General features: G+C 43.8%; 24 protein-coding genes. 23 read left to right on the plus strand and 1 reads right to left on the minus strand.

Going from position 1 to position 23,894, the window contains the following annotated elements; translation table 11 throughout:
* Window positions 1-64 precede the first annotated feature (64 nt).
* From EKM80_RS10120 to EKM80_RS10225, 23 genes are all read left to right on the plus strand, one after another.
* On the plus strand, window positions 65-1,030 hold the full coding sequence (locus EKM80_RS10120; RefSeq protein ID WP_263853743.1) for a DUF916 and DUF3324 domain-containing protein: 966 nt from the start codon (window positions 65-67) through the stop codon (window positions 1,028-1,030).
* 34 nt (window positions 1,031-1,064) lie between these two features.
* A complete protein-coding gene (locus EKM80_RS10125) occupies window positions 1,065-1,679 on the plus strand; it encodes a hypothetical protein (RefSeq protein WP_125553012.1) in 615 nt (204 codons plus the stop codon).
* Entirely contained in the window at window positions 1,676-2,161 is a 486-nt protein-coding gene (locus EKM80_RS10130) for a hypothetical protein (protein ID WP_125553013.1), read from the plus strand. Before EKM80_RS10125 ends, EKM80_RS10130 begins: the two co-directional genes overlap by 4 nt.
* Before the next feature lie 259 nt (window positions 2,162-2,420).
* A complete protein-coding gene (locus EKM80_RS10135) occupies window positions 2,421-3,131 on the plus strand; it encodes a response regulator transcription factor (protein ID WP_125553014.1) in 711 nt (236 codons plus the stop codon).
* Entirely contained in the window at window positions 3,112-4,515 is a 1,404-nt protein-coding gene (locus tag EKM80_RS10140) for a sensor histidine kinase (RefSeq protein WP_125553015.1), read from the plus strand. Before EKM80_RS10135 ends, EKM80_RS10140 begins: the two co-directional genes overlap by 20 nt.
* 187 nt (window positions 4,516-4,702) lie before the next feature.
* Window positions 4,703-4,849, plus strand: coding sequence for a teichoic acid D-Ala incorporation-associated protein DltX (locus EKM80_RS10145; protein ID WP_125553016.1), 147 nt, complete (start codon window positions 4,703-4,705; stop codon window positions 4,847-4,849).
* Window positions 4,850-4,875: 26 nt separating this feature from the next.
* The gene (dltA, locus tag EKM80_RS10150; RefSeq protein WP_125553017.1) at window positions 4,876-6,387 is read left to right on the plus strand and encodes a D-alanine--poly(phosphoribitol) ligase subunit DltA; all 1,512 of its coding nucleotides are present in this window, start codon (window positions 4,876-4,878) and stop codon (window positions 6,385-6,387) included.
* Window positions 6,380-7,597: a D-alanyl-lipoteichoic acid biosynthesis protein DltB gene (dltB, locus tag EKM80_RS10155; protein ID WP_125553018.1), complete on the plus strand. Its 1,218-nt coding sequence runs from the start codon at window positions 6,380-6,382 to the stop codon at window positions 7,595-7,597. The genes dltA and dltB overlap by 8 nt, the downstream gene beginning before the upstream one ends.
* Window positions 7,598-7,622: 25 nt before the next feature.
* Window positions 7,623-7,856, plus strand: coding sequence for a D-alanine--poly(phosphoribitol) ligase subunit DltC (gene dltC / locus EKM80_RS10160; RefSeq protein ID WP_125553019.1), 234 nt, complete (start codon window positions 7,623-7,625; stop codon window positions 7,854-7,856).
* Complete coding sequence (gene dltD, locus EKM80_RS10165; protein ID WP_125553020.1) at window positions 7,853-9,109, plus strand: D-alanyl-lipoteichoic acid biosynthesis protein DltD; 1,257 nt, start codon at window positions 7,853-7,855, stop codon at window positions 9,107-9,109. The genes dltC and dltD overlap by 4 nt, the downstream gene beginning before the upstream one ends.
* A gap of 15 nt (window positions 9,110-9,124) precedes the next feature.
* On the plus strand, window positions 9,125-10,249 hold the full coding sequence (locus tag EKM80_RS10170; RefSeq protein ID WP_125553021.1) for a serine hydrolase domain-containing protein: 1,125 nt from the start codon (window positions 9,125-9,127) through the stop codon (window positions 10,247-10,249).
* Window positions 10,250-10,342: 93 nt separating this feature from the next.
* A complete protein-coding gene (locus EKM80_RS10175) occupies window positions 10,343-11,614 on the plus strand; it encodes a PTS transporter subunit EIIC (RefSeq protein ID WP_125553022.1) in 1,272 nt (423 codons plus the stop codon).
* Entirely contained in the window at window positions 11,611-12,468 is an 858-nt protein-coding gene (locus EKM80_RS10180; protein WP_125553023.1) for an alpha/beta hydrolase, read from the plus strand. Before EKM80_RS10175 ends, EKM80_RS10180 begins: the two co-directional genes overlap by 4 nt.
* Before the next feature lie 131 nt (window positions 12,469-12,599).
* Complete coding sequence (locus EKM80_RS10185; protein ID WP_125553024.1) at window positions 12,600-14,024, plus strand: C69 family dipeptidase; 1,425 nt, start codon at window positions 12,600-12,602, stop codon at window positions 14,022-14,024.
* A gap of 144 nt (window positions 14,025-14,168) precedes the next feature.
* Window positions 14,169-15,374, plus strand: coding sequence for an acetate/propionate family kinase (locus EKM80_RS10190; RefSeq protein ID WP_125553025.1), 1,206 nt, complete (start codon window positions 14,169-14,171; stop codon window positions 15,372-15,374).
* Between the two features lie 249 nt (window positions 15,375-15,623).
* Complete coding sequence (locus EKM80_RS10195) at window positions 15,624-16,922, plus strand: ammonium transporter (RefSeq protein ID WP_125553026.1); 1,299 nt, start codon at window positions 15,624-15,626, stop codon at window positions 16,920-16,922.
* Between the two features lie 32 nt (window positions 16,923-16,954).
* Window positions 16,955-17,335 (plus strand): SMU1112c/YaeR family gloxylase I-like metalloprotein, encoded by a 381-nt coding sequence (gloA2, locus tag EKM80_RS10200; protein WP_125553027.1) that lies wholly within the window; start codon window positions 16,955-16,957, stop codon window positions 17,333-17,335.
* Window positions 17,336-17,493: 158 nt separating this feature from the next.
* Complete coding sequence (locus EKM80_RS10205) at window positions 17,494-18,123, plus strand: LVIS_2131 family protein (protein ID WP_125553028.1); 630 nt, start codon at window positions 17,494-17,496, stop codon at window positions 18,121-18,123.
* Between the two features lie 188 nt (window positions 18,124-18,311).
* Window positions 18,312-18,803: a hypothetical protein gene (locus EKM80_RS10210; RefSeq protein WP_125553029.1), complete on the plus strand. Its 492-nt coding sequence runs from the start codon at window positions 18,312-18,314 to the stop codon at window positions 18,801-18,803.
* Between the two features lie 10 nt (window positions 18,804-18,813).
* Complete coding sequence (locus tag EKM80_RS15125; RefSeq protein ID WP_263853742.1) at window positions 18,814-18,936, plus strand: hypothetical protein; 123 nt, start codon at window positions 18,814-18,816, stop codon at window positions 18,934-18,936.
* A gap of 92 nt (window positions 18,937-19,028) precedes the next feature.
* A complete protein-coding gene (locus tag EKM80_RS10215; protein WP_125553030.1) occupies window positions 19,029-20,006 on the plus strand; it encodes a ribose-phosphate diphosphokinase in 978 nt (325 codons plus the stop codon).
* A gap of 255 nt (window positions 20,007-20,261) precedes the next feature.
* Window positions 20,262-20,531, plus strand: a complete 270-nt coding sequence (locus EKM80_RS10220; protein ID WP_125553031.1) for an ACT domain-containing protein — start codon at window positions 20,262-20,264, stop codon at window positions 20,529-20,531.
* A 15-nt stretch (window positions 20,532-20,546) separates the two neighbouring features.
* Window positions 20,547-21,890, plus strand: a complete 1,344-nt coding sequence (locus tag EKM80_RS10225; protein ID WP_125553032.1) for a PFL family protein — start codon at window positions 20,547-20,549, stop codon at window positions 21,888-21,890.
* Between the two features lie 566 nt (window positions 21,891-22,456).
* Here EKM80_RS10225 and EKM80_RS10230 read toward each other — a convergent pair.
* Window positions 22,457-23,866, minus strand: a complete 1,410-nt coding sequence (locus EKM80_RS10230; protein ID WP_125553033.1) for an aminotransferase-like domain-containing protein — start codon at window positions 23,864-23,866, stop codon at window positions 22,457-22,459.
* Between the last annotated feature and the right edge of the window lie 28 nt (window positions 23,867-23,894).

Raw genomic sequence — 23,894 nt, forward strand, 5'->3', positions numbered from 1 at the left:
AAACAGATAAAAGTTTATATTATTTCAATTGTCAACTTGACAGGGCCTAGTACAATTCTTAAGTATTGGAGGGCACGCTGATACGGCACAGGCGGCAAGTGGGGAAGGTGCTGGTTTCACAGTAAAAGCCATTTTACCGGATAACCAAGCAAACAAGGATGTTTCGTATTTTGATTTAGACGTGGAATCAGGTAAGACACAAGAGCTACAGATCCAGGTTGAAAATTTGACAGATAGTGGCAAAACGTTAAAAATCAGCCCTAATACAGCATTTACGAATGCCAACGGGGTAATTGAATATAGTAAAGCTAACTTAAAAAAGGACTCTTCAGCAAAATATACATTCAGCGAGCTGATGAGTAAGGCACAACAAGTTAAGTTAGCGGCACACGAAACTAAAACAGTCACTTTTAAATTAAAAGTGCCTAAGAATAGTTTCCGTGGTAATATTCTCGGCGGTTTTTACGTGACTCCCGTTGAAAAAGAAACGGCGGCGGATGAACAAAGTGGCGGCATGCAGATCAATAATAAATTTGCCATGTTGGTGGGTGCGCATTTGCACGGCCGCGGTTCAGTGATGCCACAATTAAAATTAAACAAGGTGAAACCGACATTAAATAGTCGGCAACCAGTTATTTTAGCTAATGTTCAAAATACCGAGCCAATCGCGTTTGGTAATATGACCATCGATGCCCAGATTACAAAAAAAGGCAGCGATAAGGTTCTATATGAACGTAAAAAGGACAAAATGCAGATGGCACCGAATTCTAATTTTAATTATGCAATCAACGTTGATAACAAAGGCTTTCAAACTGGTGATTATACGCTGAAAATGACAGCTAAAGCAGCTGGAAAAACTTGGAATTTCACACGTAATTTTAAAATCACCCGCGAAACCACTAAATTAAATGCGGATGCTTCTGGTATCGAAAAGCCTGATTATACGTGGGCTTATATTGCTGGTGGTGCTGCGTTGCTTGTTGTGATTGCCGGATTGGCATTCTACTTGGGTAAACGGAAAAAGAATTAAGGTAACTGAAAATGACGAAAGGAGGTTTACAGTTATGCGGATTCATAAACTAGTGCTACTAAGCGGCTTGTTAGCTGTTTTTACTGGACTAGGCATAAGTGGAACGGTGAGCGCAGCTGGATCAGCTTCAACAGGTCAATTTACGGTTAGCGGTGATAACATTGAGCCGCTACGCCTAGAATCAGTGCCCCAATTTAAATTTGAGCGGGTGGCGTTAAGTCGAATTACTGATGCTAGCGTGGTGCACACCCCACACACAACAGTTGAATCAACTGTTGCAGACGATCGCGGTCACTTGGTAGTAGCAGATGAACGTACAGCTAGCGCACGGGATGCAAGCGGATGGCAGGTTAATGCTCAGCTGAACGTGGTAGCGTTGGTTGGTGGCAATCAGGAGTTGGAAAATGTGGAAATGTTGGTGAATTTTGCTGGTAATGGGGGTTCGGCAATTATCAACGATCAAGCGTCCCCTGTTTGGCAAAATAAACCTACTGGTACCGATACACGGCAGGCATTTGCTCGTGACGTCGATCAAGGACGATTGATCATTCCGCAACAAAATAACAGCACACTGGCTGGGCAATATTCAGCTCACGTCACTTGGACGCTGACCGACTCAATTGATATGCAGGAGGTGGATCAGTCATGAAACACTTCATATTAGCGATATGCGCTCTGTTCGGTGTTGCTGTACTAGCAACCCAACCAGTTAGCGCCGCCACTTCAATGGATAGCCATAATGTCTTTGAAATATACGACGATACTGGCTCTGGTTCTAGTGGAGATGGTGATGCCGGCGGATCTGATGTTGATCAAGGCGGCGCTACTGGTACTGGTGGTGGTCAAACGGGCGGTGACACTGGCACTGGTCAGCAGACAACTACTGACAAGGCGACTCCGAGTAATGTAGCCACACGCGCTGCACACAGTCAAAGTGGGACTGGTACTCAGCAAATGGGTATCGGCTCATGGATCAATGACAAGACTGGCGGTCGTTTACCAGCTTTAAATGGATTATCTGATTTTTGGTTAATGATATTAGGGATTGAAATGATGATTATCGTTGCCTTAGGTATAGCTTTAACTTGGCAACGTCGCCGCGTCCGCGTGGCAGTGGAGAGTAATGAATAAGATATAAACAGCGTTCGGTAATGACGGAAAGTCGTAGCCGAACGCTTTTTTGTGGACTGTAACAGATTAGGCCTGGTTAGCTCAATTACCTAAGCAAATCGCTTAGTACTGATCGGACAGATATTTAACGGTCAATTGTGAAATCTTGCATAGAAAGTTGATTTCAGTTACGATGTTTTTAGCTACAGCAAATCGGCGTATGTCATCAAAAAGGGCAGGTAATTTAGTCGTGGTCATGGCATCGAGGAGAAAATCAAAAATGGGTAAAACAATTTTACTAGTTGAAGACGAAGAAAGTTTAATTTCTTTTTTAAAAACTGAGTTGAAGTTTGAAGATTATACGGTGATCATTGCGCGCGACGGCAAGGAAGCGTTGGCCCGCTATGCCGAGGCCCGTAAGCAAATTGATCTGATTATATTGGATTGGATGTTACCCAAATTAGATGGGTTGGAAGTTATGCGGCGTATTCGTAAAAATGACGATATTCCTATTATTATGATGACTGCCCGGGATTACATTGGGGACAAAGTTGCTGGTCTCGATAACGGCGCTGATGACTACATTACTAAGCCGTTTGAAATTGAGGAACTATTGGCGCGGATCCGGGTCATTATTCGGCGGGAGAAAAAGCAAGTTGATTCGCCGCAAACAAGTTATCAAGTCGCTGATTTATTGTTGGATACCAAGGCGCGCCAAGTACATCGGGCCGGCCAAATTATTCAGTTGACGCAACGCGAATATAATTTATTGTTGACCTTGCTTAAGCATCGCGGTGAGACCTTGACCCGGGATGAGTTGTTGGATCTAGTTTGGGGCATTGATTTTGAGGGCCAGCTAAATATCGTTGATGTCTATATTCGTTATTTGCGGAAGAAGATTGATTTTGAAAGTAAACCGCTGATTCATACGGTTCGCGGCGTGGGGTATACACTGAGGGATGATGGTGCTAATGAGGAAGTCAAAGACTAATACGAACACCAGCGCTGCCCAGATCACCAAGGCATACGCATTAATCTTAATTTTAATTACGTTATTGATGAGTAGCTCAATCATCACCGTGGTGGGTTATCGCTTGGTAGCTAATAAGCACGCCGAAGCCCAGTCGCTGATGCGCGTTTTAAAGCGCTCCACGGTCGCTGGTAAGCCAGACTGGGTGCGTTGGCGTGGTGAGAGTACGCTTGATACTAGTAATACCTTTGTTAGCGTGGCGACAAAATCGCCAGGCCAAGCTGCTCAAATAGCCTACTCACCGCGGACTGAATCTTTTTTAAATAAGGATTTCCACTCCTGGCCGTTGATTAAAGGTATCCAATATCGATCTGAGCAAGGGGTTTATTATCATATCGTAGCCCATGAACGCAGCAGCCAAGGAACCAAAAAAAAGGTAGCGGTTAAATATGAAATTTGGTTAAGCTTGAATAATATGGTGCGAATTTTTAAAATTATCTTAGAGACAATTGGCTTGATCGTTATCTTCAGCTTTTTACTAGGCCTCGGGTTCATTGCACGGCTAGCCAAGCGGCTGAATCAACCATTAGTCGATTTAACTGCCGCAACTCACGAAATCAATAAAGCGGAAAATATCACTTATCATGAATCGTTGCCCATTTCAGATAGTCCACAAGAAGTGCATGATCTGAGCATTGAATTCAATCGACTACTAAGTTCGCTTAATCAGCAGGTGTTGCGTGAGCACCAGTTTGTTTCTGACGCTTCACATGAATTAAGAACACCATTGGCTGGTTTGCGCGGGCACATCAGATTGATTCGTCGCCACGGTAAGGAACATCGTGATATTGTCCCCACTTCACTAGATTACATTGATGCGGAATCGCTACGGATGCAACGCTTAATTGAAAGTTTGTTGCGCTTATCCCGGATGGATCAGGTTGATTTAAAGTTGACGTATTTCGATTTAGGTGACTTATTAGATAAAATTATGACCCGTTATCGGCAGCAAATTCCACAGTATTTACAGCGCAATCAGCTAAGCGACGCCACGGTTTATGCTAACCAAGATAGTGTTGAACAGATCGTCACCGCGTTATTAGATAACGCGCATAAATACTCGCCAGCTAAGTCTACAATCACATTTGAAATAACTGCGACAGACGCTGTGATCAAACTTAAAGTATTGGACGAAGGTATCGGGATCAGTGATGACGATAAACCGTATATTTTTGATCGCTTTTATCGGGCCGATCAATCGCGTTCGCAGAAAGTCACTGGTTCAGGCTTGGGACTAGCAATTGCTGCCCGTTTGGTTGATTTGAATCGTGGTCAGATTGAAGTGCAGGATAATGTGCCTCGTGGTAGTTGTTTCATTGTGACCTTGAACAAAACTAAACTTTAATTCTGAGAATTTTTAAGAATTTATTCAGAAATCATAAATAGACCCCGGTTCAATTTTAATTACAATTAAGGTGTAATTAAGGATTGAATTGGAGTCTATTTTCACGAGCACGGCTAATCTGATAACGTTAATTTTTAGCTGATATTTTAATGCTCGATGTGAATAGTGACCAACCAAGGGGGTAACTATGGCACGATTAAAAGTATTGATCGCACGACCGGGAGTTAAATTTATATTACGCACAATTTTTTATTTTTTGATTTTGCTAGCGCTGGTTTATTTATACAGCTATAGCGGAATCAATAATAGTAAATTTATCTACAATGAATTTTAAACAGCATGATTTGGAGGTCAGAAAACATGACAGCGGATATTATTAAGGCAATCGATGCGATTGCCACCAAGACGCCTAACGCAGTTGCCTATAATTATTTAGGGCAAACGAACACGTATGCCGAACTAAAGCAGGCTTCGGATGCGGTAGCCAATTATATTGATGGGCTTAATTTGGCGGCTGGTTCACCGATCATGGTTTATGGTGATCAGACTTTCGCCATGATTGCAGTTTTTTTAGGCAGTGTTAAGTCCGGCCACGCTTATATTCCCGTCGACCAACACTCACCCAATGATCGGCTGACGATGATTCAGAAAATTGCCCAACCACAGCTAGTCATTGCGGTAAAGCCGTTACCCATCGCCTTGCCAGCAGTTGATATCCTTGACGCAACACAACTACAAATAATTTTTCACCAAGCTGGCAACTATCAATTAACCCATGCTGTGCAGGGTAACGATAATTTCTATATCATTTTCACTTCGGGGACAACTGGCCAGCCCAAAGGCGTGCAGATCAGCCACCAAAATTTAATTAGTTTTGTCGACTGGATGGTCACTGATTTTGATTTACCACAACAGCCAATCAGCTTAGATCAAGCACCGTATTCATTTGATTTATCGGTGATGGACCTATATCCAACGCTGGTTATGGGTGGTGAGTTACAAGTCTTGCCCAAGGAAGTCACGGATAACTTTAAAATCTTATTTGCGACTTTGCCGAGCTTGTCATTGAATGTTTGGGTTTCAACGCCATCATTGGTGGATATTTGCCTGTTAGAACCTAGTTTTAAGCAGGAAAACTATCCGGCACTGACCCATTTCATATTCTGTGGCGAAGAATTAACGCACCAAACAGTGGCTGAATTAATGGGTCGCTTCCCAGCGGCGCAGATTTTTAACACTTATGGGCCTACCGAGACAACAGTTGCCGTCACTGCCATTAAAATTACGGCTGCAATCCTTAATGGCTATCAGCACCTACCAATTGGTTACACCAAGGCGGATACCACGATTCAACTTGATCAAGTCAATGCTGAAAATCAAATGGGCGAACTTATTATTAGTGGTCCCAGCGTGTCCAAAGGTTATCTTAATTCACCAGAAAAGACTGCTAAAGCATTCTCAACTACAAACCAGCAGAGCTATCGCAGCGGTGATTTGGCGATAATCGACGCTAATGGTTTGATCTTTTATAAGGGTCGCACCGACTTTCAAATTAAATTAAATGGTTACCGGATCGAATTAGAAGAGGTCAATCATTATCTCAATCAGCAAGTCTTGATCAAGCAAGCCGTAGCAGTACCTAAATACAATCGACAACATAAAGTAACGGCGCTGCTCGCTTATGTGGTCTTGCAAGTAGATGATGGTCGGTCGGCATTTACAGTTACGAAAGATTTAAAACAGCAATTGCAGCAGGTAATGATGGCCTATATGATTCCCCAGCGCTTCGTGTATCGGGACAGTCTGCCTCTGACGGTTAATGGCAAAATTGATATCAAAGCGCTGATCAAAGAGGCTAACGCTAATGATTAATTTACAACCATACAGCAACCCAATTTATTTTGTGTGGCTTGCGGTTACCTTATTACCGTTGATGGTCGGTTTATATTTTGGCAAACGGTTTGTCGTTTATCAAACGATTATTTCGGGGATTTTCCTGCTATTGATTTTCGGCGGTTCAAAGTGGCAGCAAGGACTAGCACTGATTGGGTATATTATTTATCAGTTTATAGTTGTTGGCGGGTATGCAGCCTATAAAAAACACGCCAACAAGACGTGGGTGTTTGTTAGTATGGTCAGCTTAAGTATTATGCCCCTCGTTATCGTTAAGCTCACCCCGGCCATTGAAGTGGGGCAGCAGTCATTGATCGGCTTTTTAGGGATCAGTTATTTAACGTTTAAATCAGTGCAAATGATCATGGAAATGCGCGACGGTACGATTAAAAAATTCGCACCGATCATGTTTGCTCGTTTCTTACTATTTTTCCCAACGATTTCGTCTGGGCCCATCGATCGCTATCGCCGGTTTCAGCATGACTATGTTCAAGTTCCAACCCGAGAACATTATCTGGAAATGGTCGCCCAAGCAGTTCACTATATCTTTTTAGGCTTTTTATACAAATTTATCTTAGGCTACTTTTTTGGTACGGTGATGCTGCCGCAAATTGCGCAAGTTGCGATCAGCCATCGGGCCGCATTCTTTCATACTGGAATTTCGTTGGCCTTAATTGAGTATATGTACACGTATAGCATGTATCTCTTCTTTGATTTTGCCGGTTACAGCTTATTTGCCGTCGCCGCCAGTTATTTAATGGGGATTGAGACACCAATGAACTTCGACCACCCATTCAAAGCGCGTAACATTAAGGATTTTTGGAATCGTTGGCATATGACGTTATCGTTTTGGTTCCGTGATTTTATTTTCATGCGCTTAACCTTTTTTATCATGAAGCATCATTTGATCAAAAAACGCACGCGGATTCCGCAGGCCGCTTATCTAGTTAACTTCCTGATCATGGGTTTTTGGCATGGTGTGACTTGGTATTATATCGTTTATGGGCTGTTTCATGCCGGTGCGATTATCATCAATGATTATTGGTTGGCCTACAAGAAGAAGAACCCACAGTTACCGCATAATCGCTGGACCGAGGGGCTCGCAATTTTTATTACCTTTAATGTGGTCTGCTTTAGTTTCTTAATTTTCTCCGGCTTCTTGAACACACTTTGGTTTCAAGCACGTTAAATCATAAAAATAAGGGGTAATTAACATGAATACAAAACAAGCTGTAATTGAACTTTTAGAAGACTTAACTGGTACTGATATCAGTAATAACTTGGATGACAACTTATTTGCTTCAGGGATGATCGATTCCATGGCTACTGTTGAAATGTTACTGGAATTACAAGCCAAATTCGGCATTGATGTACCTGTATCGGAATTTGACCGCAGTGAATGGGATACACCCAATAAGATCATTGCGAAGGTGGAATCACTGGTATGAAATCAAGGCGTAAATTATGGTCGATATTTGGGCCGGTGATCGTTGCCGCTGGTTTATTGATTCTATTATTTTCATTGCCACTGGGTTGGGGGCGTTTTAGTGAACAGACCGAAAAACAAGCAGCGGTCTCATTATCACCAAAAGTTTTCCGTGGGCAAAAAATTAAACAGCAAGCATTACAAAATGGGTACGTGCCTTTCTTTGGTTCATCAGAACTATCTCGGTTCGATGTCTTTAATCCAGCGGTTTTAGCGGCCAAGTATCGGCGCTCATACCGGCCCTTTTTATTGGGTGCTGCGGGGTCGCAATCATTGACTCATTATTTTATCATGCAAAATTTAGGTTCCCAGTTGCGCGGTAAGAAAGTTGTTTTCATTATTTCGCCACAATGGTTTACCAAACTGGGGCAACGGCCAGATGCGTTTGGTTTTTATTATTCGCCATTGCAAACAATTGATTGGATCATTCATGCTAAAAATAATCCGGCCGATCGATATGCAGCTAAGCGGTTGCTCCAAATGCCATCTGGCCGATCTAGCCAAACCACGGCCGCTGCATTGGAAAATATTGCTAACGGTCAATCAATTTCCCGGTTTCAAAAAACTGTTTTACGAGCTAAGGAGACCATGCTACGTAATGAAGATACTTTATTTTCCCATTTTCAAACTAATAAAAATTTAGCTAAAGTCCAAAAGAGTGAGAAAGTCTTACCAGCCCAGTATTCAACGCCGCAACTGCAGCGTTTAGCCACTAAAGTTGGACACCAGGCAACAAGTAATAATCAACTCGGCATCAAAAACTCGTTTTATACCAGACGATTAAGTGGTAATCATATGCAGGCGTTGCGCGACTCGCAGACTAACTTTGACTATCGTCAGTCACCTGAATATAGTGATTTTCAGTTGGTTCTAACGCAGTTTTCCCAGTGGCATGTTAGTGTTCAATTTATTATTCCGCCAATCAATCAGCGTTGGGCTAATTATACGGGTCTATCGATGCCTATGATTCACCAAACTGATCAGAAAATTAAGTATCAGTTGCAACAACAAGGCTTTAATCATGTGCTGGACCTAACTGATGATGGCAATGAAAAGTATTTTATGGAAGATACGATTCATTTAGGCTGGCGCGGCTGGTTAAGGGCTGATCAGGCCATCGATCCGTTCTTGACTAAGCAACAACCACAGCCAAAATATAATATCCAAAATAGATTCTTTACGAAAAAGTGGCAGACCAGCACCCATATTGAATAAAAGGGGCTACTCACTATGTTAAAACAATCGTGCCTACGCAAAATATTAGTGGTGGGTGGCGTCATTTTGTTGGGGTCAATGCTGCTAAAGTCTGCTACCAGAGCTACTAGTAAGCCGCACCAGATAATCGCACCGCCTAAAGTTGTTACTGCTAAGCAACAAGTTGATCCTAAATTTAAAAATAAGCTGGTTCCCACTTTAAAAAAGGACAATTATTCAGGTACCGCCATCATCTATCAAAACAGCCGGCGCGTCGCTAGCTATAATGCGGGCTACGCTGATTATTTAAGTCGTAGTAAAAATCAGCTTAATACTATGTACGAGATCGATTCAATTCAGAAATCGATCACCGGCGTGCTGGTTATGCAGCAAGTCACTCAGCATAAGTTAGCTTTGAGTGATCATTTAAGCATGTTTTATCCCGACGTTCCTGGCAGCCAAAATATTACGATTCGACAAATGTTAAATATGACGTCTGGCCTAGTACTGACTGGCCCAGTTGGTCCCAATATGGCTGAATCTGATACGCAGATCATCCAAAGTGATATTTCTCGGGTCCATTATCTGGGCGTGATGAACGGTCATTGGGATTATCAAGCTGTTAATTTTAATTTGTTATGTGGTATTTTGGAAAAAATAACGCGGCAAAGCTATCAGCAATTATTTACGACCCAGATCATTCATAAGCTACACTTGCGACACACCGCATTTGCCTATGCATTACCAAATAGTGCCGATAGCGCCACTGGTTATTCTGGGTTGATCAATACTAATCAAGCTAGTCCTTATGCTAAGCCTAGCGGAAGAAATCAAGCGATAGCTCGCGATGAGTTAGGTACCGGTCAAGTTTATATGAGCGCTGGTGATCTCTACCGTGTTATTAGCGCCATTTTGACGGGAAAGATAGTTTCAATCGCGTCACTGCAGCAACTATATCAAGGTGCCTCATATTCCAGTTACACGGCGGGATTTTATACGCACCCCAACGTTAAATCAGCTAACGGAGATGGTTATGGCTTTGAATCTTCCATCCACATTAGCCCTGATGGTAAAAATGCATTGATTCTACTGAGTAACTATCAAGAACCACTATTTAAGACCAGAGATCTGGCCAATCAGTTTGATTATCTGTTATTTTAATTAGCGTATGATTTCAAGTGTGCTTATAGCCTTAGGTATCCTAGTTAAAATTCCACAATTAAATCGGATGACGTCACATTATAGGAGGCCAATTTGACACAATTAAAACAGAATTGGGCAAACAATTTGCTTACTTTTAGTCGGCGGTTAAACCAACATAAGTTTTACCAAATAATAATAACGTCATTAATGGCCGTTTTTCCTATCGCCGTTGTCGGTGCGTTTGTTGCATTGATCGATAAAACGATTTTTATACCAACTGGTTTTTTTGAACAGCTTTACCACGTTAGCAAATGGTTACCATTTTATTTACCCATCGGTAACTTTTGGGCCAGCTTAGCGATTTTACTCAATAATTTAGTAGTCAGTTGGTTGACCTTTTTAGTTGCTGCTAATGCGGCCAAGTCGAAGCAGCAAAACGCCTGGTTAGCAGGTATTATCAGCAGCACGCTTTTATGGCTCAGTAATCAGTCACTGTTCACTGAGCCCATCAAAAATGGCATGCTACAGCTAACGCTAAACTTTAATGGTTTGACGATCCGCGGTATTCTTGCAGCCATTGTGCTCGGCTTTTTCGTTAGTTGGTTTTTAGGACGTTATGCCCATCATCAGTTACTGGCAATAACGGGTCTGACTTTAGTGGCGGCTGCTATGGCTGCCGGTTATCATGCGTTTATACCAAATAGTTTGGCCGAAACATTAGTGGCCTGGTTTGCTCAACTGACCGCCAACTGGGATAAAAATATTTTGCTACTGCTGTTGTTAGTTTTGATCAGTAATTTATTATTGATCGTCGGTGTTCCTGGGTCACTCAATCTGGCCGACGGTAATAATGATGCCATCTTTTCGGTACAAAATTTAAATTATGCGCTGGAGAACCATCATTTAGCCAATGTTCCTTATCCGGTTAATCTACACGCAATCTATGACACGTATGCGTTTGTAGGCGGCAGTGGGATGATGCTAGCCCTGCTGATTGCAATTGTATGGCGCTCCCATAATCGCCGCACCCAACGGACGGCGGCAATCAGCTTTTTGCCCACCTTTTTCAATTTGAATTCCCCAATCCTAATTGGGACACCAGTCCTATTCAATCCATTACTAGCGATTCCCTTCGTGGTTACACCGCTGGTGGCTTGTTTAGTGGCGTGGCTGTTTGTTAGTTTACATTTGATGCCAGCTGCCGTTTACCCAGTACCATTGACCACACCAGGTATTTTGAAGGGTTTTTTAGCCACAGGCGGTAATTGGGTTGCGTTATTGGTCAGTGGACTTAACCTAGCGCTAGCCACCTTGATTTATTTACCATTCGTAACGTTAAATGATAAATATAACCTAGTTAGTAAAGCTGGCGATTGGCGATGAATAAAAAAAAGCTCTGGTACGGGTTATTGGTTTTATTATTTACAGTGCTTATTGGCTGGTCCGGCTATCAATGGCAGAAAAAATCAATTGATTTACAACAAATGCAGTTTCGTTCACCGATGGATCCCATTTTCTTAGTACCCGGTAGTTCAGCCAGTCAGAACCGGTTTGATTCACTAGTGACCTTACTAAATAAAAGCAGTTCGAAACGCAGCCTGTTAAAAGTGACGGTCCAAACTGATAATCAGTTGAAATTTAGTGGTCATCTCAAGCCGGGGGACAAACATCCGCTGATCGTAGTCGGCTTCCAGAATAATGATGATGGCTATGTCAACATTAAACGCCAAGCAAAATGGTTTAGTATTGCTTATCGTGAACTAGCGAAGACTTATCATTTTAACCATTTTTCTGCGATGGGCCATTCCAACGGTGGGCTGATCTTAACTTTTTTCTTGGAGCAATATTTGCCTAAGAACAATACGATCGATCGATTAATGACCATTGCCTCGCCATTTAATTTGGAAAAAGAAACCACCAAAAAAACCGCGATGCTGAAAGATTTGATTGCCCATAAATCAGCTTTACCAAAAAAAATGCGAATCTATTCGATTGCTGGCACCGAAAATTATGAGGATGATGGGATTGTGCCGTTTGTCAGTGTTGATAGTGGTAAGTATATTTTTCAAAAACAAGTTGCCAGTTACACCGAGATCATCGTGACAGGTGCAAATGCGGATCATTCGAGTTTGCCGGAAAATCAGCAGATCGTTAATATTCTGCGCCAATATATTTTGCAAGAAGATATTTCAAAATCAGTGCGACAGCAAAACGAACAAACACTACCGACGCCTTAAAATACAGTTAAAGTCCCTTGATCAGTGGGGGCTTTTTGTGGACCATCAATGAATTAGTGTATCTTTGCCACCCCCAACTAAAAGCAGTAAAATAAGAAAGAACACAATAGTTAGAATAAGGGGATATTTAAATGGAACAACATGAACGTGCGTGTACGTCGATTTTAGTCGGCAAGAATGCTAGCTTAGATGGTTCAACACTGATTGCGCGTAACGACGATACTTTTTTGCCGAACACACCGCAGCGCTTTTTAGTTCATCCCGCTGTTAAAGGCCAGAAAAAAACGCTGACGTCTTATTTAAATGGTTTCAAGGCTGAATTGCCAGCTGATGCTTATCGTTATCAGGCCGTTCCTAACGTTGACCTGAATAAGGAAGGCGTGTACGACGAAAGTGGTTTTAACGAAAAAAATGTAGCGATGAGCGCTACTGAAAGCACGTATGGTAGTGAACGGACTTTGGCGTATGATCCATTGGTGGTGGATGGTATGGACGAAGATACGATGCAAACGATGGTGTTACCTTACATTGATTCCGCAGTTGATGGCGTTAAACGCTTAGGCGCATTGATCAAGGAATTCGGCTCACCAGCTGGCAACAGTGTGCTGTTTAGTGATAAGGACGATGTCTGGTACATGGAAATCGTTACTGGCCATTTATGGGTGGCGCAACGGATTCCTGACGATGCTTACGCAGTGGCCGCTAACCAAGTGGCAATCCAACAAGTTGATTTCAATGATCCAGCTAACTTTATGTGGGCTGATGGCATTCAAGAATTTGTTGAAAGTCATCATTTGAATCCTGACAAAACTGGCTGGAACTTCCGCCATATTTTTGGGACTGACACGGAAAAAGATCGCCATTACAATACACCGCGTGTTTGGTTTGCGCAGCGTTACTTTAATCCGGAAATCGAACAAGATCCTGAAAGCTCTGAATTGCCATTTATTTGTCACACTGATCGTAAAATTGGTGTCGAGGATATTGAATATATTCTTGGCTCGCATTACAATGAAACTGAATTTGATCCATTGGGTCATGGCAGCGACGCCGATAAGTATCGCTACCGGCCAATTGGTTTGAATCGCACACAAAATTCCCATGTCTTGCAAATTCGCAACGATGTGCCGACAGAACAGGCGGCAATTATGTGGATGTCATTTGGATACCCTGCGTTCACGCCGTACGTGCCATTTTACGGTAACAGCACCGACACGGATCCAAGCTACAGCGAGACGCCGTTGAAGTTTGACTTCAAGAGTGCTTATTGGATGTACCGTGCCGTATCTGTTTTAGTGGAAAGCTACCACAGCAAGTTTGCTGAGGCTAACAATGCTTACTTAAAGGACGCACGTGAACAACAGCGGCGCCTGATTGCTGCAACTGACGCTGCTGCAGCTAAATTAAGTGGCACGGCGTTGACTGACTATTTGACTGAACAAAATCACGCCATGGTCGCAGATATGCGCCAGCGCACGATGGATTTCTTTGGCGAATTAATTGTCGCCGGGCTGGATCTATCTAAGCTGACCTTTAATATTGATAAGAATCTATAGGTTGAAAGGAGTCGCAGGTTGCGGCTCTTTTTTGTTGCATTTTTGTAAGCGCTTGAAAAAAGTCGTTACTTCCATTAGAATTAGGCGTATGGTCTGTGCACATGTAGCACGGCAAGATCACGAAGATAGATGGAGGAAATTCGTATGGCAAAAGTATTGGCAATCAACGCAGGCAGCTCAACGCTTAAATGGAAGTTATTTGAGATGCCGGCGGAAACCGTGGTAGCATCAGGGATGATCGATCGGCTAGGGCTTAGCGATTCGGTGTTCACGGCTAAATATGGCGACGGCAAAAAATTTAAATTGACCCGCGATATCGAAACACATGATTTAGCGGCAACGTTATTATTAGAAGAGTTAAAGGATCTTGGTATCATCGACCATTTTGAAGAAATCACAGGGATCGGCCATCGTGTTGTAGCTGGTGGCGAAGATTTCAAGGATTCCGTAGTTATCACTGAGCAAACGTTGGCGCGCATCGAAGCACTAGCCGAATACGCACCGCTACATAATCCAACCCAGGCGTACTATATTCGCGTGTTCCAAAAGTTACTACCACGCGTGCTGCAGGTTGCTGTTTTTGATACATCATTGTTTGCGGCGATGCCAAAGGAAAATTTCTTATACAGTATTCCTTACGAATATTATCAAAAATATGGTGCCCGCAAATATGGCGCACATGGCACTAGCCATCGCTATGTTTCAGAGCGAGCGGCGCAACTACTAGGTAAGCCATTAAGCGAGTTAAAATTGATCACGTTACATTTGGGCAGTGGTTCATCGATCACAGCCTTCGACCAGGGTCAAGCGGTCGATACTTCGATGGGCTTTACGCCATTGGCGGGGATCACCATGGCAACGCGTTCCGGCGACATCGATGTTTCGCTATTGCCTTATTTGATGCATAAATTGCACCTTACAGATATGGCAGAAATGATCGATATCTTAAATAATAAGTCGGGCTTGCTAGGCCTGTCACAGCTATCACCAGATCAACGTGATTTAGAAGACGCAGCAGATACTAATAAATTAGCGCAACAGGCGTTGGCTATTTTCATCAACCGAGTGGTTAAATACGTGGGTTCATATGTAGCCACGATGAATGGACTTGATGCAATTATCTTCACTGCCGGCAGCGGTGAAAATGGGATTGCGCTGCGCGAAAATATCGCGGCGCAACTACATTATTTTGGCGTCAAGTTAGATCCAGAAAAGAATCATGTCCGCGGTAAGGAGCGCGATATTAGCGCGGCCGATGCGACAGTTAAAACGTTGTTGATCCCAACTAATGAGGAATTAATGATTGTCCGTGATGTGATGCGTTTAGGTCATAATGATACGGCCTTATAAACTGATTGGAATCGTACTTTTTAAGTGCGATTCTTTTTTATGGCATTAAACCTAACATTTAATTGGAAGACTAATAAGCATGATCTGGTGCACAATTTAGCGATTTGTGGCAGTTCAAAGCCAACATGATAAAGGCGCTTTCACAACTAAATTTTAGATTAAGCGACCAACCCACTATTAAAAATTAAATTCAATGTTATAATTTCTAACATTAAGCTAATGCAATTTTAATGAAGCGGGGGAAATCTAATGAACACAGCGAATACAGCTTTTATCTTAGTTGCCAGTATTTTGGTTTTGTTTATGACACCAGGCTTGGCTTTTTTCTATGGCGGTTTGGTGTCGCGGCGTAATGTGGTCAATACTATGTTGTCAGTGTTCTTTATTTGCGGTATTGCCATTTTAATGTGGGTTGCGATCGGCTATGAATTGGCTTTTAATGGCAATATTGGTGGCGTGATCGGCACTGTGCATCATTTCTTCCTGACTAATTTGAATCTGGGGCACGTGATGGCGAATGGCTTGCCGACTGGCGTGTACTTATTATTTCAAATGATGTTTGCCATCATTACGCCAGCGTTGTTTGTCGGCGCGGTAGTTGGTCGAATTCGGTTTAAATTCTTACTGTGGTTTATCGTGTTGTGGTCGGTGTTGCTCTACTATCCGATGGTGCATATGGTGTGGAGCGCGCATGGGATTTTGGCACATATTGGGATGATCGATTTTGCTGGTGGCACGGTAGTTCATATCAATGCTGGTATCACAGCTTTTGTTTTATCCGCTTTTCTTGGCAAACGGCACAATTATGGGCAGGAACTGCAGCATTACAATTTACCCTGGGTGTTGCTTGGCACGACAATTTTGTGGATCGGCTGGTACGGCTTTAACGCTGGTAGCGCGCTGGCCATCAATTCGATCGCGCTGCAAGCGGCGCTGACGACAACTGTTGCCACCGCGACTTCGATGATTGCGTGGATGGTGCTGGATATTTGGTTGGTTGGTAAACCAACGTTGGTCGGTGTTTGTACAGGAACGTTATGTGGGTTAGTTGGGATCACACCTGGTGCTGGCTACGTCACGTTAGCGGGTGCGTTTTGGATCGGCGTTTTAGCGGTAGCGGCCAGCTATAGTTTCATCACGCTACTGAAGCCACGGATTGGCGTTGATGACGCGCTGGATGCATTTGGCTGTCACGGGGTCAGCGGTATTATGGGCAGCATTGTCACCGGCTTATTTGCCACTAAATCAGTTAATGCTAAAATTCCAGAGAACGGCTTATTTTATGGTGGCGGCTTTAAATTAATTGGTGCGCAGCTATTAGGGACTGTGCTGACGATTGCATTTGTCGCGGTGCTGTGCGTGATTTTAATCAGCGTATTGCGGCTTGTGGTACCGATGCGGGTCAACGCTACTGAAGAAGATATGGGCTTGGATCAAGGCGAACATGGAGAAAGCGTCGATTATATCGTCAAAGGAGATCGCGAAATTCTGAATTATCAAACTGAATTTAAAGGCCAAATGGCACGGCTGCAGCAACATCACAAATAAGGTAGAATAGGTGTAAAAAGAAGGTTACCGCCATGCAACTCAATCAACTCCACCACATTGCCATTATTTGTTCTGACTACGCGACTAGCAAACATTTTTATTGTGACCTCTTAGGTTTTAAGCCGCTACATGAAGTTAAGCGCGCTGATCGCGGTGATATCAAGCTGGATGTCACTAACGGTGCGGTACAACTAGAACTGTTTATCAAGCCACAAGCGCCTAAACGTGCCAGTTATCCGGAAGCACAAGGTCTGCGCCATATTGCATTTAGCGTGACCGATGTCGCCGCTACGATTGCTGAATTACAGCAGCTAGGAATTAAAACAGAGCCACTCCGTTATGATACTGAAACTGGTGCTGCAATGACGTTTTTCTTTGACCCAGATGGCTTGCCCCTAGAACTTCATGAGTAGCGATATTTTTAGTGGTCAATTCCAACAATTGTCAGGTATAATCATAGATATGATCAAAGCTTAAGAAGTGATGATTTGGCTGGTAAAATCCAGTGAATGTTGTAAACTTAAGTGAGGTCGATCGAAGTTAGATGATTTATAGTATAGGGGGGAAAAACGTGGCATTAGTGAATATATTTGGTATTGTCTTGTGGCTAGTCGTACTGGGCTGTATCTGGTTTACGATTCATAATATTCGTAAGCGACGATTGCGGCGTCTGGTCAAACATCAATATCAATTTAGCGGAAAAGACTTCACCATATCCACGATATTGGTGCTCATCACCGTTTTATTACTGGGAGTCGCCAGTTATTTTACGTTCTTCCGCGATGTTGATTTGGAAGATCAAACGGCAGTAACACTTAAATACGATTATGAACCGCTAGTGATGACCCAAATCGGCGGTAAATTCTATGACGTTAAGGTGGAAAATGGTAACGGCAAGCAGCCACAACAGCATTATACTTACTGGGTCAAGGGTGCACGCTACCAGATCACCAGTAATAATGCGACTGTTGTTGCGGGACCGAAGCCGCTTAATATCGCAGCAGCTAATTATCCTTGGCCGAAAAAGGAACTCGCACGTCAGGATAAGAAGTACGAGCAAACCTTTGCGGCAACCCTGCAAGCAACTTATAAATCGACTGTGCTCAACGGTTTAGGGTTACGTGCTGGGCGTACGGCAATGCATTACACCATTATTCGGGTACCGAATTCGTCAGTTATTCATATGGCACCAGTAAAATAGAAAATACGCGGGCTGTGCCATAGGTAAAATTATGGCGCAGCTTTTTTTGAACTATTTAGTCTTTAGTCACATACTGGTGTGAACTATTTTGGCCAATTTTGCAACAGAATTGGCGAGTTGGGTAGAACGCTTGCAAAACCGTTTTCAGACCTACATAATAGAAGAAAAAGATTAGTGAGGCGTTTTTAATGGATGAACAAGCAATTCAGCAGGCCGACTGGCAGATCAGCTTCAAAAAGCAACCAGAAGAACAAAAATATACCGGTGACGTCAGCTTCAATGGCGGCCCTTTAGCTGCGGCAGTGGTCTACATCCAACTAATGACCGAAATTGCGAAAAAAACGCAAGTCGTTAGTGATAAACGAAAATTCTATTTAGCAACTAAAGAAATCGGTCAACGTGATGGTTTTGCGGCTGGCCAATATCAGATTCAATATATTCAAAGTGCTTTATTAGGCAGTGGCTTTGACTTCACTTTGACTAAGGAAGTCGGTGAGTCATTGGCGGACAGTAAGGCAACGATTCATTTTAGAGCGGATCCAATGAGCTGCGTTTGGCCAACGGAAATTATTGGTAAAGCCTTGGCGCAGAATTTAACTGATGACGAGCGCGCTAGCTTTAACCAAGCAGTTTCCACCGCTGCCGATACGCAAATGGCCTCGTTAGAACAATTGAAATGAGGTGACGCACATGAGTAGTGGGACGATTGCTAATCCTGATGCACAGGTGGTAAAATTATTTGGTTTGGACCGTCTAGCAACTAAGCCAAAGACAGCGCCAACACAACAGAAAAAGACAAAAAAAAGCAAATGAGTTTAGCGCTAAAAGCCAAAATCACTTGCTTTTAGTGTGTAAAATGCTAATATTTTCTTGATAGAGTTAATTCAAAAAAATGGAGGATCAGCATGGCAGAACATAATTTGGATCCGCAACTCCGACTGATCGCGCTGAATGCGAATCGGCCATTAGCGGACAAAATTGCCGCAGCAACTGGCGTTAAGCTGGCAAAAACGTCAGTAAAACAATTTAGTGATGGTGAGATTCAAATCAACCTTGAAGAAAGCATCCGTGGTGATGAAGTCTTTGTCATCCAATCGATTTCTGATCCGATCAACCAAAACTTGATGGAATTAATGATCATGATCGATGCATTGCGGCGTGCCAGTGCCAAGTTCATTAATGTTGTTATCCCTTATTACGGCTATTCTCGCCAAGATCGCAAAGCGCGTGCTCGCGAACCGATCACGGCAAAATTGATCGCTAATTTATTGCAAATGGATGGTGCAACGCGGGTGATTGCCTTAGACCTGCACGCCGCCCAATTGCAAGGTTTCTTCGATATTCCAGTTGACCATTTACAAGCAGCACCCTTATTAGCTAATTACTTCAAAGCGTGTGGCTTAACGGATGTGGTCGTTGTTTCACCTGATCACAGTAGTGTTGCGCGTGCGCGACAAATGGCGACGTTACTTGGTGGCACACCAATTGCCATCATCGACCGGCGGCAATCAACGACAACTGGTGAAAATTTAAGTATTATTGGTGATGTTGCTGGTAAAAAAGCTATCGTCGTTGATGATATGATCGATACTGGTCACCGTGTCATTAGTTCTGCTGAGGCGTTAAAACGCGCTGGCGCAACCAATGTTTATGCGGTTGGTACCCACGCTGTATTCTCTGATAATGCAACGGCTAAGCTTCAAGCATCACCGGTTGAGCGGGTTGTTGTCACTGATTCGATCGCATTGCCACCAGAAAAGCAATTTGCTAAATTGGCGGTTGTTTCCGTGGGCGAGCTGATTGGTCAAGCCATTAACTTGATTCATGCCGACCAACCAATCGATGAATTATTCCACACAATTGCTGAAAAAAATGAAGACTAAAGTTTAAAGGATAGTTGCGATTATTGCATAATCGTGGCTGTCCTTTTTGCTTGACCAAAAAGCTGAGCGATAAGCAATTCAGGTAGTGTAGTTGTTTCTAATTTTCAGATTAAGTGCAGCTAAAGTTAGTTTAAAAAATGAGCTATAGCGTTTATTATTCCTATCTTTATAGTTTGATTTTAAAATAAAAATGGTAATTTGATGAATAATCAATTAGAATATAGCTTATCAAATATAAAAGGTGGTAACTAAACTATGCGTGCAGTATTAACCGTAATTGGCCGTGACAAAGTAGGTATCGTCGCCGGTGTTAGTCAAACGTTGGCGGAATTGAAGTTTAATATTGTCGATATGAGCCAAACTATCATGCAAGATAATTTCACCATGATGTTGATGTGTGAGTTACCAGCAACAACTATCGATTTCGAACAAGTTCGGGGCCGTTTAAATGAGTTAGGCCAACAATTAGGCGTTCAAATTCGGATCCAGCGGGAAGAAATTTTTGATACAATGTATAAAATTTAATGGAGGTGCCGGCGCTTGGAAACTAGCCAGATATTAGAAACAATTCGGATGATCGACGAAGAAAATTTAGACATTCGGACGATCACCATGGGTATTTCGCTGCTGGATTGTATCGATCCTGATATTCAGCGCGCTTGCGATAAAATTTATCAAAAAATTACCACCAAAGCTGCTCATTTGGTTGAAGTGGCAACGGCTATCGAAGCTGAATACGGTGTGCCAATCATCCATAAGCGGATCGCGGTAACGCCAATTAGTATCATCGGTGCCGCAACTGATGCCACTGATTATTTACCTTTTGCCCAAGCTTTGGACCGTGCCGCTAAAAAAGTTGGCATCAACTTTATCGGCGGTTTTTCGGCGTTGGTGCAAAAAGGTTACCAAAAGGGTGATGAAATTTTAATCCATTCATTGCCCCAAGCCTTAAGCCAAACCGAATTTGTTTGTGGCTCCGTTAACGTTGGTTCCAGCAAATCGGGTATCAACATGGACGCGGTGCGCGATATGGGCGAAGCAGTCAAAGCGGCTGCGGCATTGTCGCCACTAGCACCAGCCAAATTGGTTGTCTTTGCGAATGCCGTTGAGGACAATCCGTTTATGGCCGGCGCCTTTCATGGTGTCGGTGAAGCTGACGTGGTGATCAACGTTGGCGTCAGCGGTCCTGGTGTAGTTAAGCGCGCGCTGGAAAAAGTCAAAGGCGAACCATTTGATGTCGTCGCGGAAACGATTAAGAAGACCGCCTTTAAGATTACCCGGGTTGGTCAGTTAGTCGGTCATATTGCCGCCGAACGCCTAGAAGTGCCTTTTGGTATTGTCGATCTTTCCTTGGCACCCACACCAAAGGTCGGCGATTCTGTTGCCCGTATTTTAGAGGAGATTGGCTTAGAAACCGTGGGAACGCACGGCACAACCGCGGCGCTAGCGATGCTAAACGATGCTGTGAAAAAAGGTGGCGTAATGGCATGTAACCAAGTTGGCGGCTTATCCGGTGCTTTCATTCCTGTTTCGGAAGACGAAGGCATGATTGCCGCAGCCACCAGCGGCGCCCTAAATTTGGAGAAATTAGAAGCAATGACTGCCGTTTGCTCAGTCGGCTTGGACATGATTGCCATTCCCGGTGACACCCCAGCCAGCACAATTGCCGCAATGATCGCCGACGAAGCCGCTATCGGCATGATCAACAACAAAACAACAGCAGTACGAGTAATCCCAGCAGTCGGCGCTAAAGTCGGCGACAACGTAGAATTTGGCGGCTTACTAGGCCGCTCACCAGTCATGGCAGTCAACCCAGCCTCCTCCGCAGATTTCATCGCCCGCGGCGGCCATATCCCCGCGCCAATACACTCGTTCAAAAATTAGAGTGTGTTGAAAAAGCGTAGAGTGGTTGAAAAAGCGCATAGAAGCTGGAACATAGCCTAGCTTGACGATAAGCTACACGAAGTGGAGCGTTCGCCAAGCGTAGCTATGTGTAAGCAGCTGCGACTTGGACTTGCCGCACTTCGGCTTAGTCCAATCGACAACGGGAAGCAAGCTGTTATCTATTAACGATGCGCATATAACAGATACTTGGCCAATAGTGTTGTCGAGTCGAGCGACAGTGCTTTTTCAACCACGTTTCCGCCAAACGAGCTAGGCCCACTACTCCGCAATCAAAGAAGTTTATTAGCAAAAAACGCTAATAAACATTGATGCTTCGGACGTTGACCATTCTTGTGGCAAAAACCGTACCGCAAGAAACATGGCAGCAAGACGATAAGGGACACGAAGTGGAGCGTTCGCCAAGCGTAGCTATGTGCAAGCAGCTGCTACTTGGACTTGCCGCACTTCGGCCTGCCATGTTTTTGCCGAGCGTGGTTGCCGTACTTACAATGAAGTAGTAGTTTCACCGTCAAAAAAAGACACCCACTAGGATGTCTTTTTTGCGTTCAAGCGCGCTTGATCAGCTCTGCCAGCTCGGCAATGCCACGGCGGAATGCTGCTGGCGATGCGTAAGCAAATGATAGACGTAGTGCGTGATCAGCGCCATAAATACTGCCGGGATTAAACAAAATATGCCGCTTAAGCGCCGCTTGAAATAGTTGTTCCATGTTAATTGTTGGTTTTAATTTTAGCCAAATATAAAAGCCGCCGCGCGGGACTTGCCAAGTGGCGACGTCGGCTAAATAGTCCTTCAAACTAGCCAGCGCAGCGTCACGTCGTTGCCGCAATTGCTGGCGTAATTCAGTTAAATAGTCATCATAAGCTGAATCAGCTAGTAACGCCGCCAGCAGTTGTTGCGCCAACGAACTAGCGCCATAATCAGTTTGCATTTTCACATCACTTAGGCGACGAATGACGGCAGTGGGGCCGACGATCCAACCTAAGCGCAAGCCGGGGGCTAATACTTTTGAAATTGTGCCTAAGTATAAAACGTTGCCAGCGCGATCTAGCGCCTTTAGTGGCAGTGGTGGCGGTGTTTCTAACCATAAATCTTGGTAAGCTGTATCTTCGATAATTGGCAATTGATGCTTTTCAGCAAATTGCAATAAATCGTGGCGTCGTTGCTGCGTCATAACGCTGCCGGTAGGATTTTGGAAGCTGGGAATGGTGTAGAGTAATTGCTGCGTGGTCGTGCTCGCTGGAAGCTGCCAGTAGCACAAGCCAGCGTCATCTTGCGGAATACCTGTCAAAGTGGCGGCAGCTGACTGAAACACTTGCAGCGAGTTCAAGTAGGTCGCGGCTTCGGTATAAATGGTGGCACCAGGTTTGAGTAGCGCAACAGAAATTAATTCCAGCGCTTGTAACGAGCCAGAAGTGATCAAAATATTTTCTGGCTGCACATCGATTTGCCAGTGTTGGAGCCGTTTAACCAGCGCTTGGCGCAAATTCAGCGCGCCTAATGGCTCCAAATAATTCAACTGGGTCACTTGCGGTGTGATTGCGCGCAATTTAGCTTGAACTAGTTTTTGAGGAAATAATTCTGGTGCTAATTCACCGGTGCTGAGGCGCAAATAATTTTCGTTCTCCAACCGGTTAATGGTTTGAATCGTCGGCAAATTAGCGTTGAATTGGCCATCCAAATAGTGGTGCCAATCTAAGGCCAGCGACCAAGTGTTGCTGGCAACGCGGGTGCCGTTGCCATGGGCGCTGATCAAAACGCCGTCTGCTTGTAGATCATTCAACGCAGTTACAATCGTACTACGGTTAACGCCAAATTGTTGGGCTAATTGGCGTTGCGCTGGTAATTTTTCGCCAACTAGCCAATTACCTTGTTGAATTTGTTGCCGACAATAGGTGCTGATCTGTTGGTATAACGGAATTGGTGATTGCGGATTCGGCTGCCAAGTGATTTCCATCGAAAGCGTCCTTTCTTGGTTGGGTAAC

It is taken from the genome of Loigolactobacillus jiayinensis (assembly GCF_003946445.1).
GTDB lineage: Bacteria > Bacillota > Bacilli > Lactobacillales > Lactobacillaceae > Loigolactobacillus > Loigolactobacillus jiayinensis.

What these genes read in the sequence shown, in the direction of transcription:
- dltA (WP_125553017.1), top strand. Translation starts at nt 4,876, where the DNA reads ATGACAGCGGATATTATTAAGGCAATCGATGCGATTGCCACCAAGACG.
- EKM80_RS10180 (WP_125553023.1), top strand. Translation starts at nt 11,611, where the DNA reads ATGAATAAAAAAAAGCTCTGGTACGGGTTATTGGTTTTATTATTTACA.
- EKM80_RS10185 (WP_125553024.1), top strand. Translation starts at nt 12,600, where the DNA reads ATGGAACAACATGAACGTGCGTGTACGTCGATTTTAGTCGGCAAGAAT.
- EKM80_RS10130 (WP_125553013.1), top strand. Translation starts at nt 1,676, where the DNA reads ATGAAACACTTCATATTAGCGATATGCGCTCTGTTCGGTGTTGCTGTA.
- EKM80_RS10210 (WP_125553029.1), top strand. Translation starts at nt 18,312, where the DNA reads ATGGATGAACAAGCAATTCAGCAGGCCGACTGGCAGATCAGCTTCAAA.
- EKM80_RS10140 (WP_125553015.1), top strand. Translation starts at nt 3,112, where the DNA reads ATGAGGAAGTCAAAGACTAATACGAACACCAGCGCTGCCCAGATCACC.
- EKM80_RS10220 (WP_125553031.1), top strand. Translation starts at nt 20,262, where the DNA reads ATGCGTGCAGTATTAACCGTAATTGGCCGTGACAAAGTAGGTATCGTC.
- EKM80_RS10190 (WP_125553025.1), top strand. Translation starts at nt 14,169, where the DNA reads ATGGCAAAAGTATTGGCAATCAACGCAGGCAGCTCAACGCTTAAATGG.
- EKM80_RS10170 (WP_125553021.1), top strand. Translation starts at nt 9,125, where the DNA reads ATGTTAAAACAATCGTGCCTACGCAAAATATTAGTGGTGGGTGGCGTC.
- EKM80_RS10135 (WP_125553014.1), top strand. Translation starts at nt 2,421, where the DNA reads ATGGGTAAAACAATTTTACTAGTTGAAGACGAAGAAAGTTTAATTTCT.
- dltD (WP_125553020.1), top strand. Translation starts at nt 7,853, where the DNA reads ATGAAATCAAGGCGTAAATTATGGTCGATATTTGGGCCGGTGATCGTT.
- gloA2 (WP_125553027.1), top strand. Translation starts at nt 16,955, where the DNA reads ATGCAACTCAATCAACTCCACCACATTGCCATTATTTGTTCTGACTAC.
- EKM80_RS10125 (WP_125553012.1), top strand. Translation starts at nt 1,065, where the DNA reads ATGCGGATTCATAAACTAGTGCTACTAAGCGGCTTGTTAGCTGTTTTT.
- EKM80_RS10195 (WP_125553026.1), top strand. Translation starts at nt 15,624, where the DNA reads ATGAACACAGCGAATACAGCTTTTATCTTAGTTGCCAGTATTTTGGTT.
- EKM80_RS15125 (WP_263853742.1), top strand. Translation starts at nt 18,814, where the DNA reads ATGAGTAGTGGGACGATTGCTAATCCTGATGCACAGGTGGTAAAATTA.
- EKM80_RS10145 (WP_125553016.1), top strand. Translation starts at nt 4,703, where the DNA reads ATGGCACGATTAAAAGTATTGATCGCACGACCGGGAGTTAAATTTATA.
- EKM80_RS10215 (WP_125553030.1), top strand. Translation starts at nt 19,029, where the DNA reads ATGGCAGAACATAATTTGGATCCGCAACTCCGACTGATCGCGCTGAAT.
- dltC (WP_125553019.1), top strand. Translation starts at nt 7,623, where the DNA reads ATGAATACAAAACAAGCTGTAATTGAACTTTTAGAAGACTTAACTGGT.
- dltB (WP_125553018.1), top strand. Translation starts at nt 6,380, where the DNA reads ATGATTAATTTACAACCATACAGCAACCCAATTTATTTTGTGTGGCTT.
- EKM80_RS10230 (WP_125553033.1), bottom strand. Translation starts at nt 23,866, where the DNA reads ATGGAAATCACTTGGCAGCCGAATCCGCAATCACCAATTCCGTTATAC.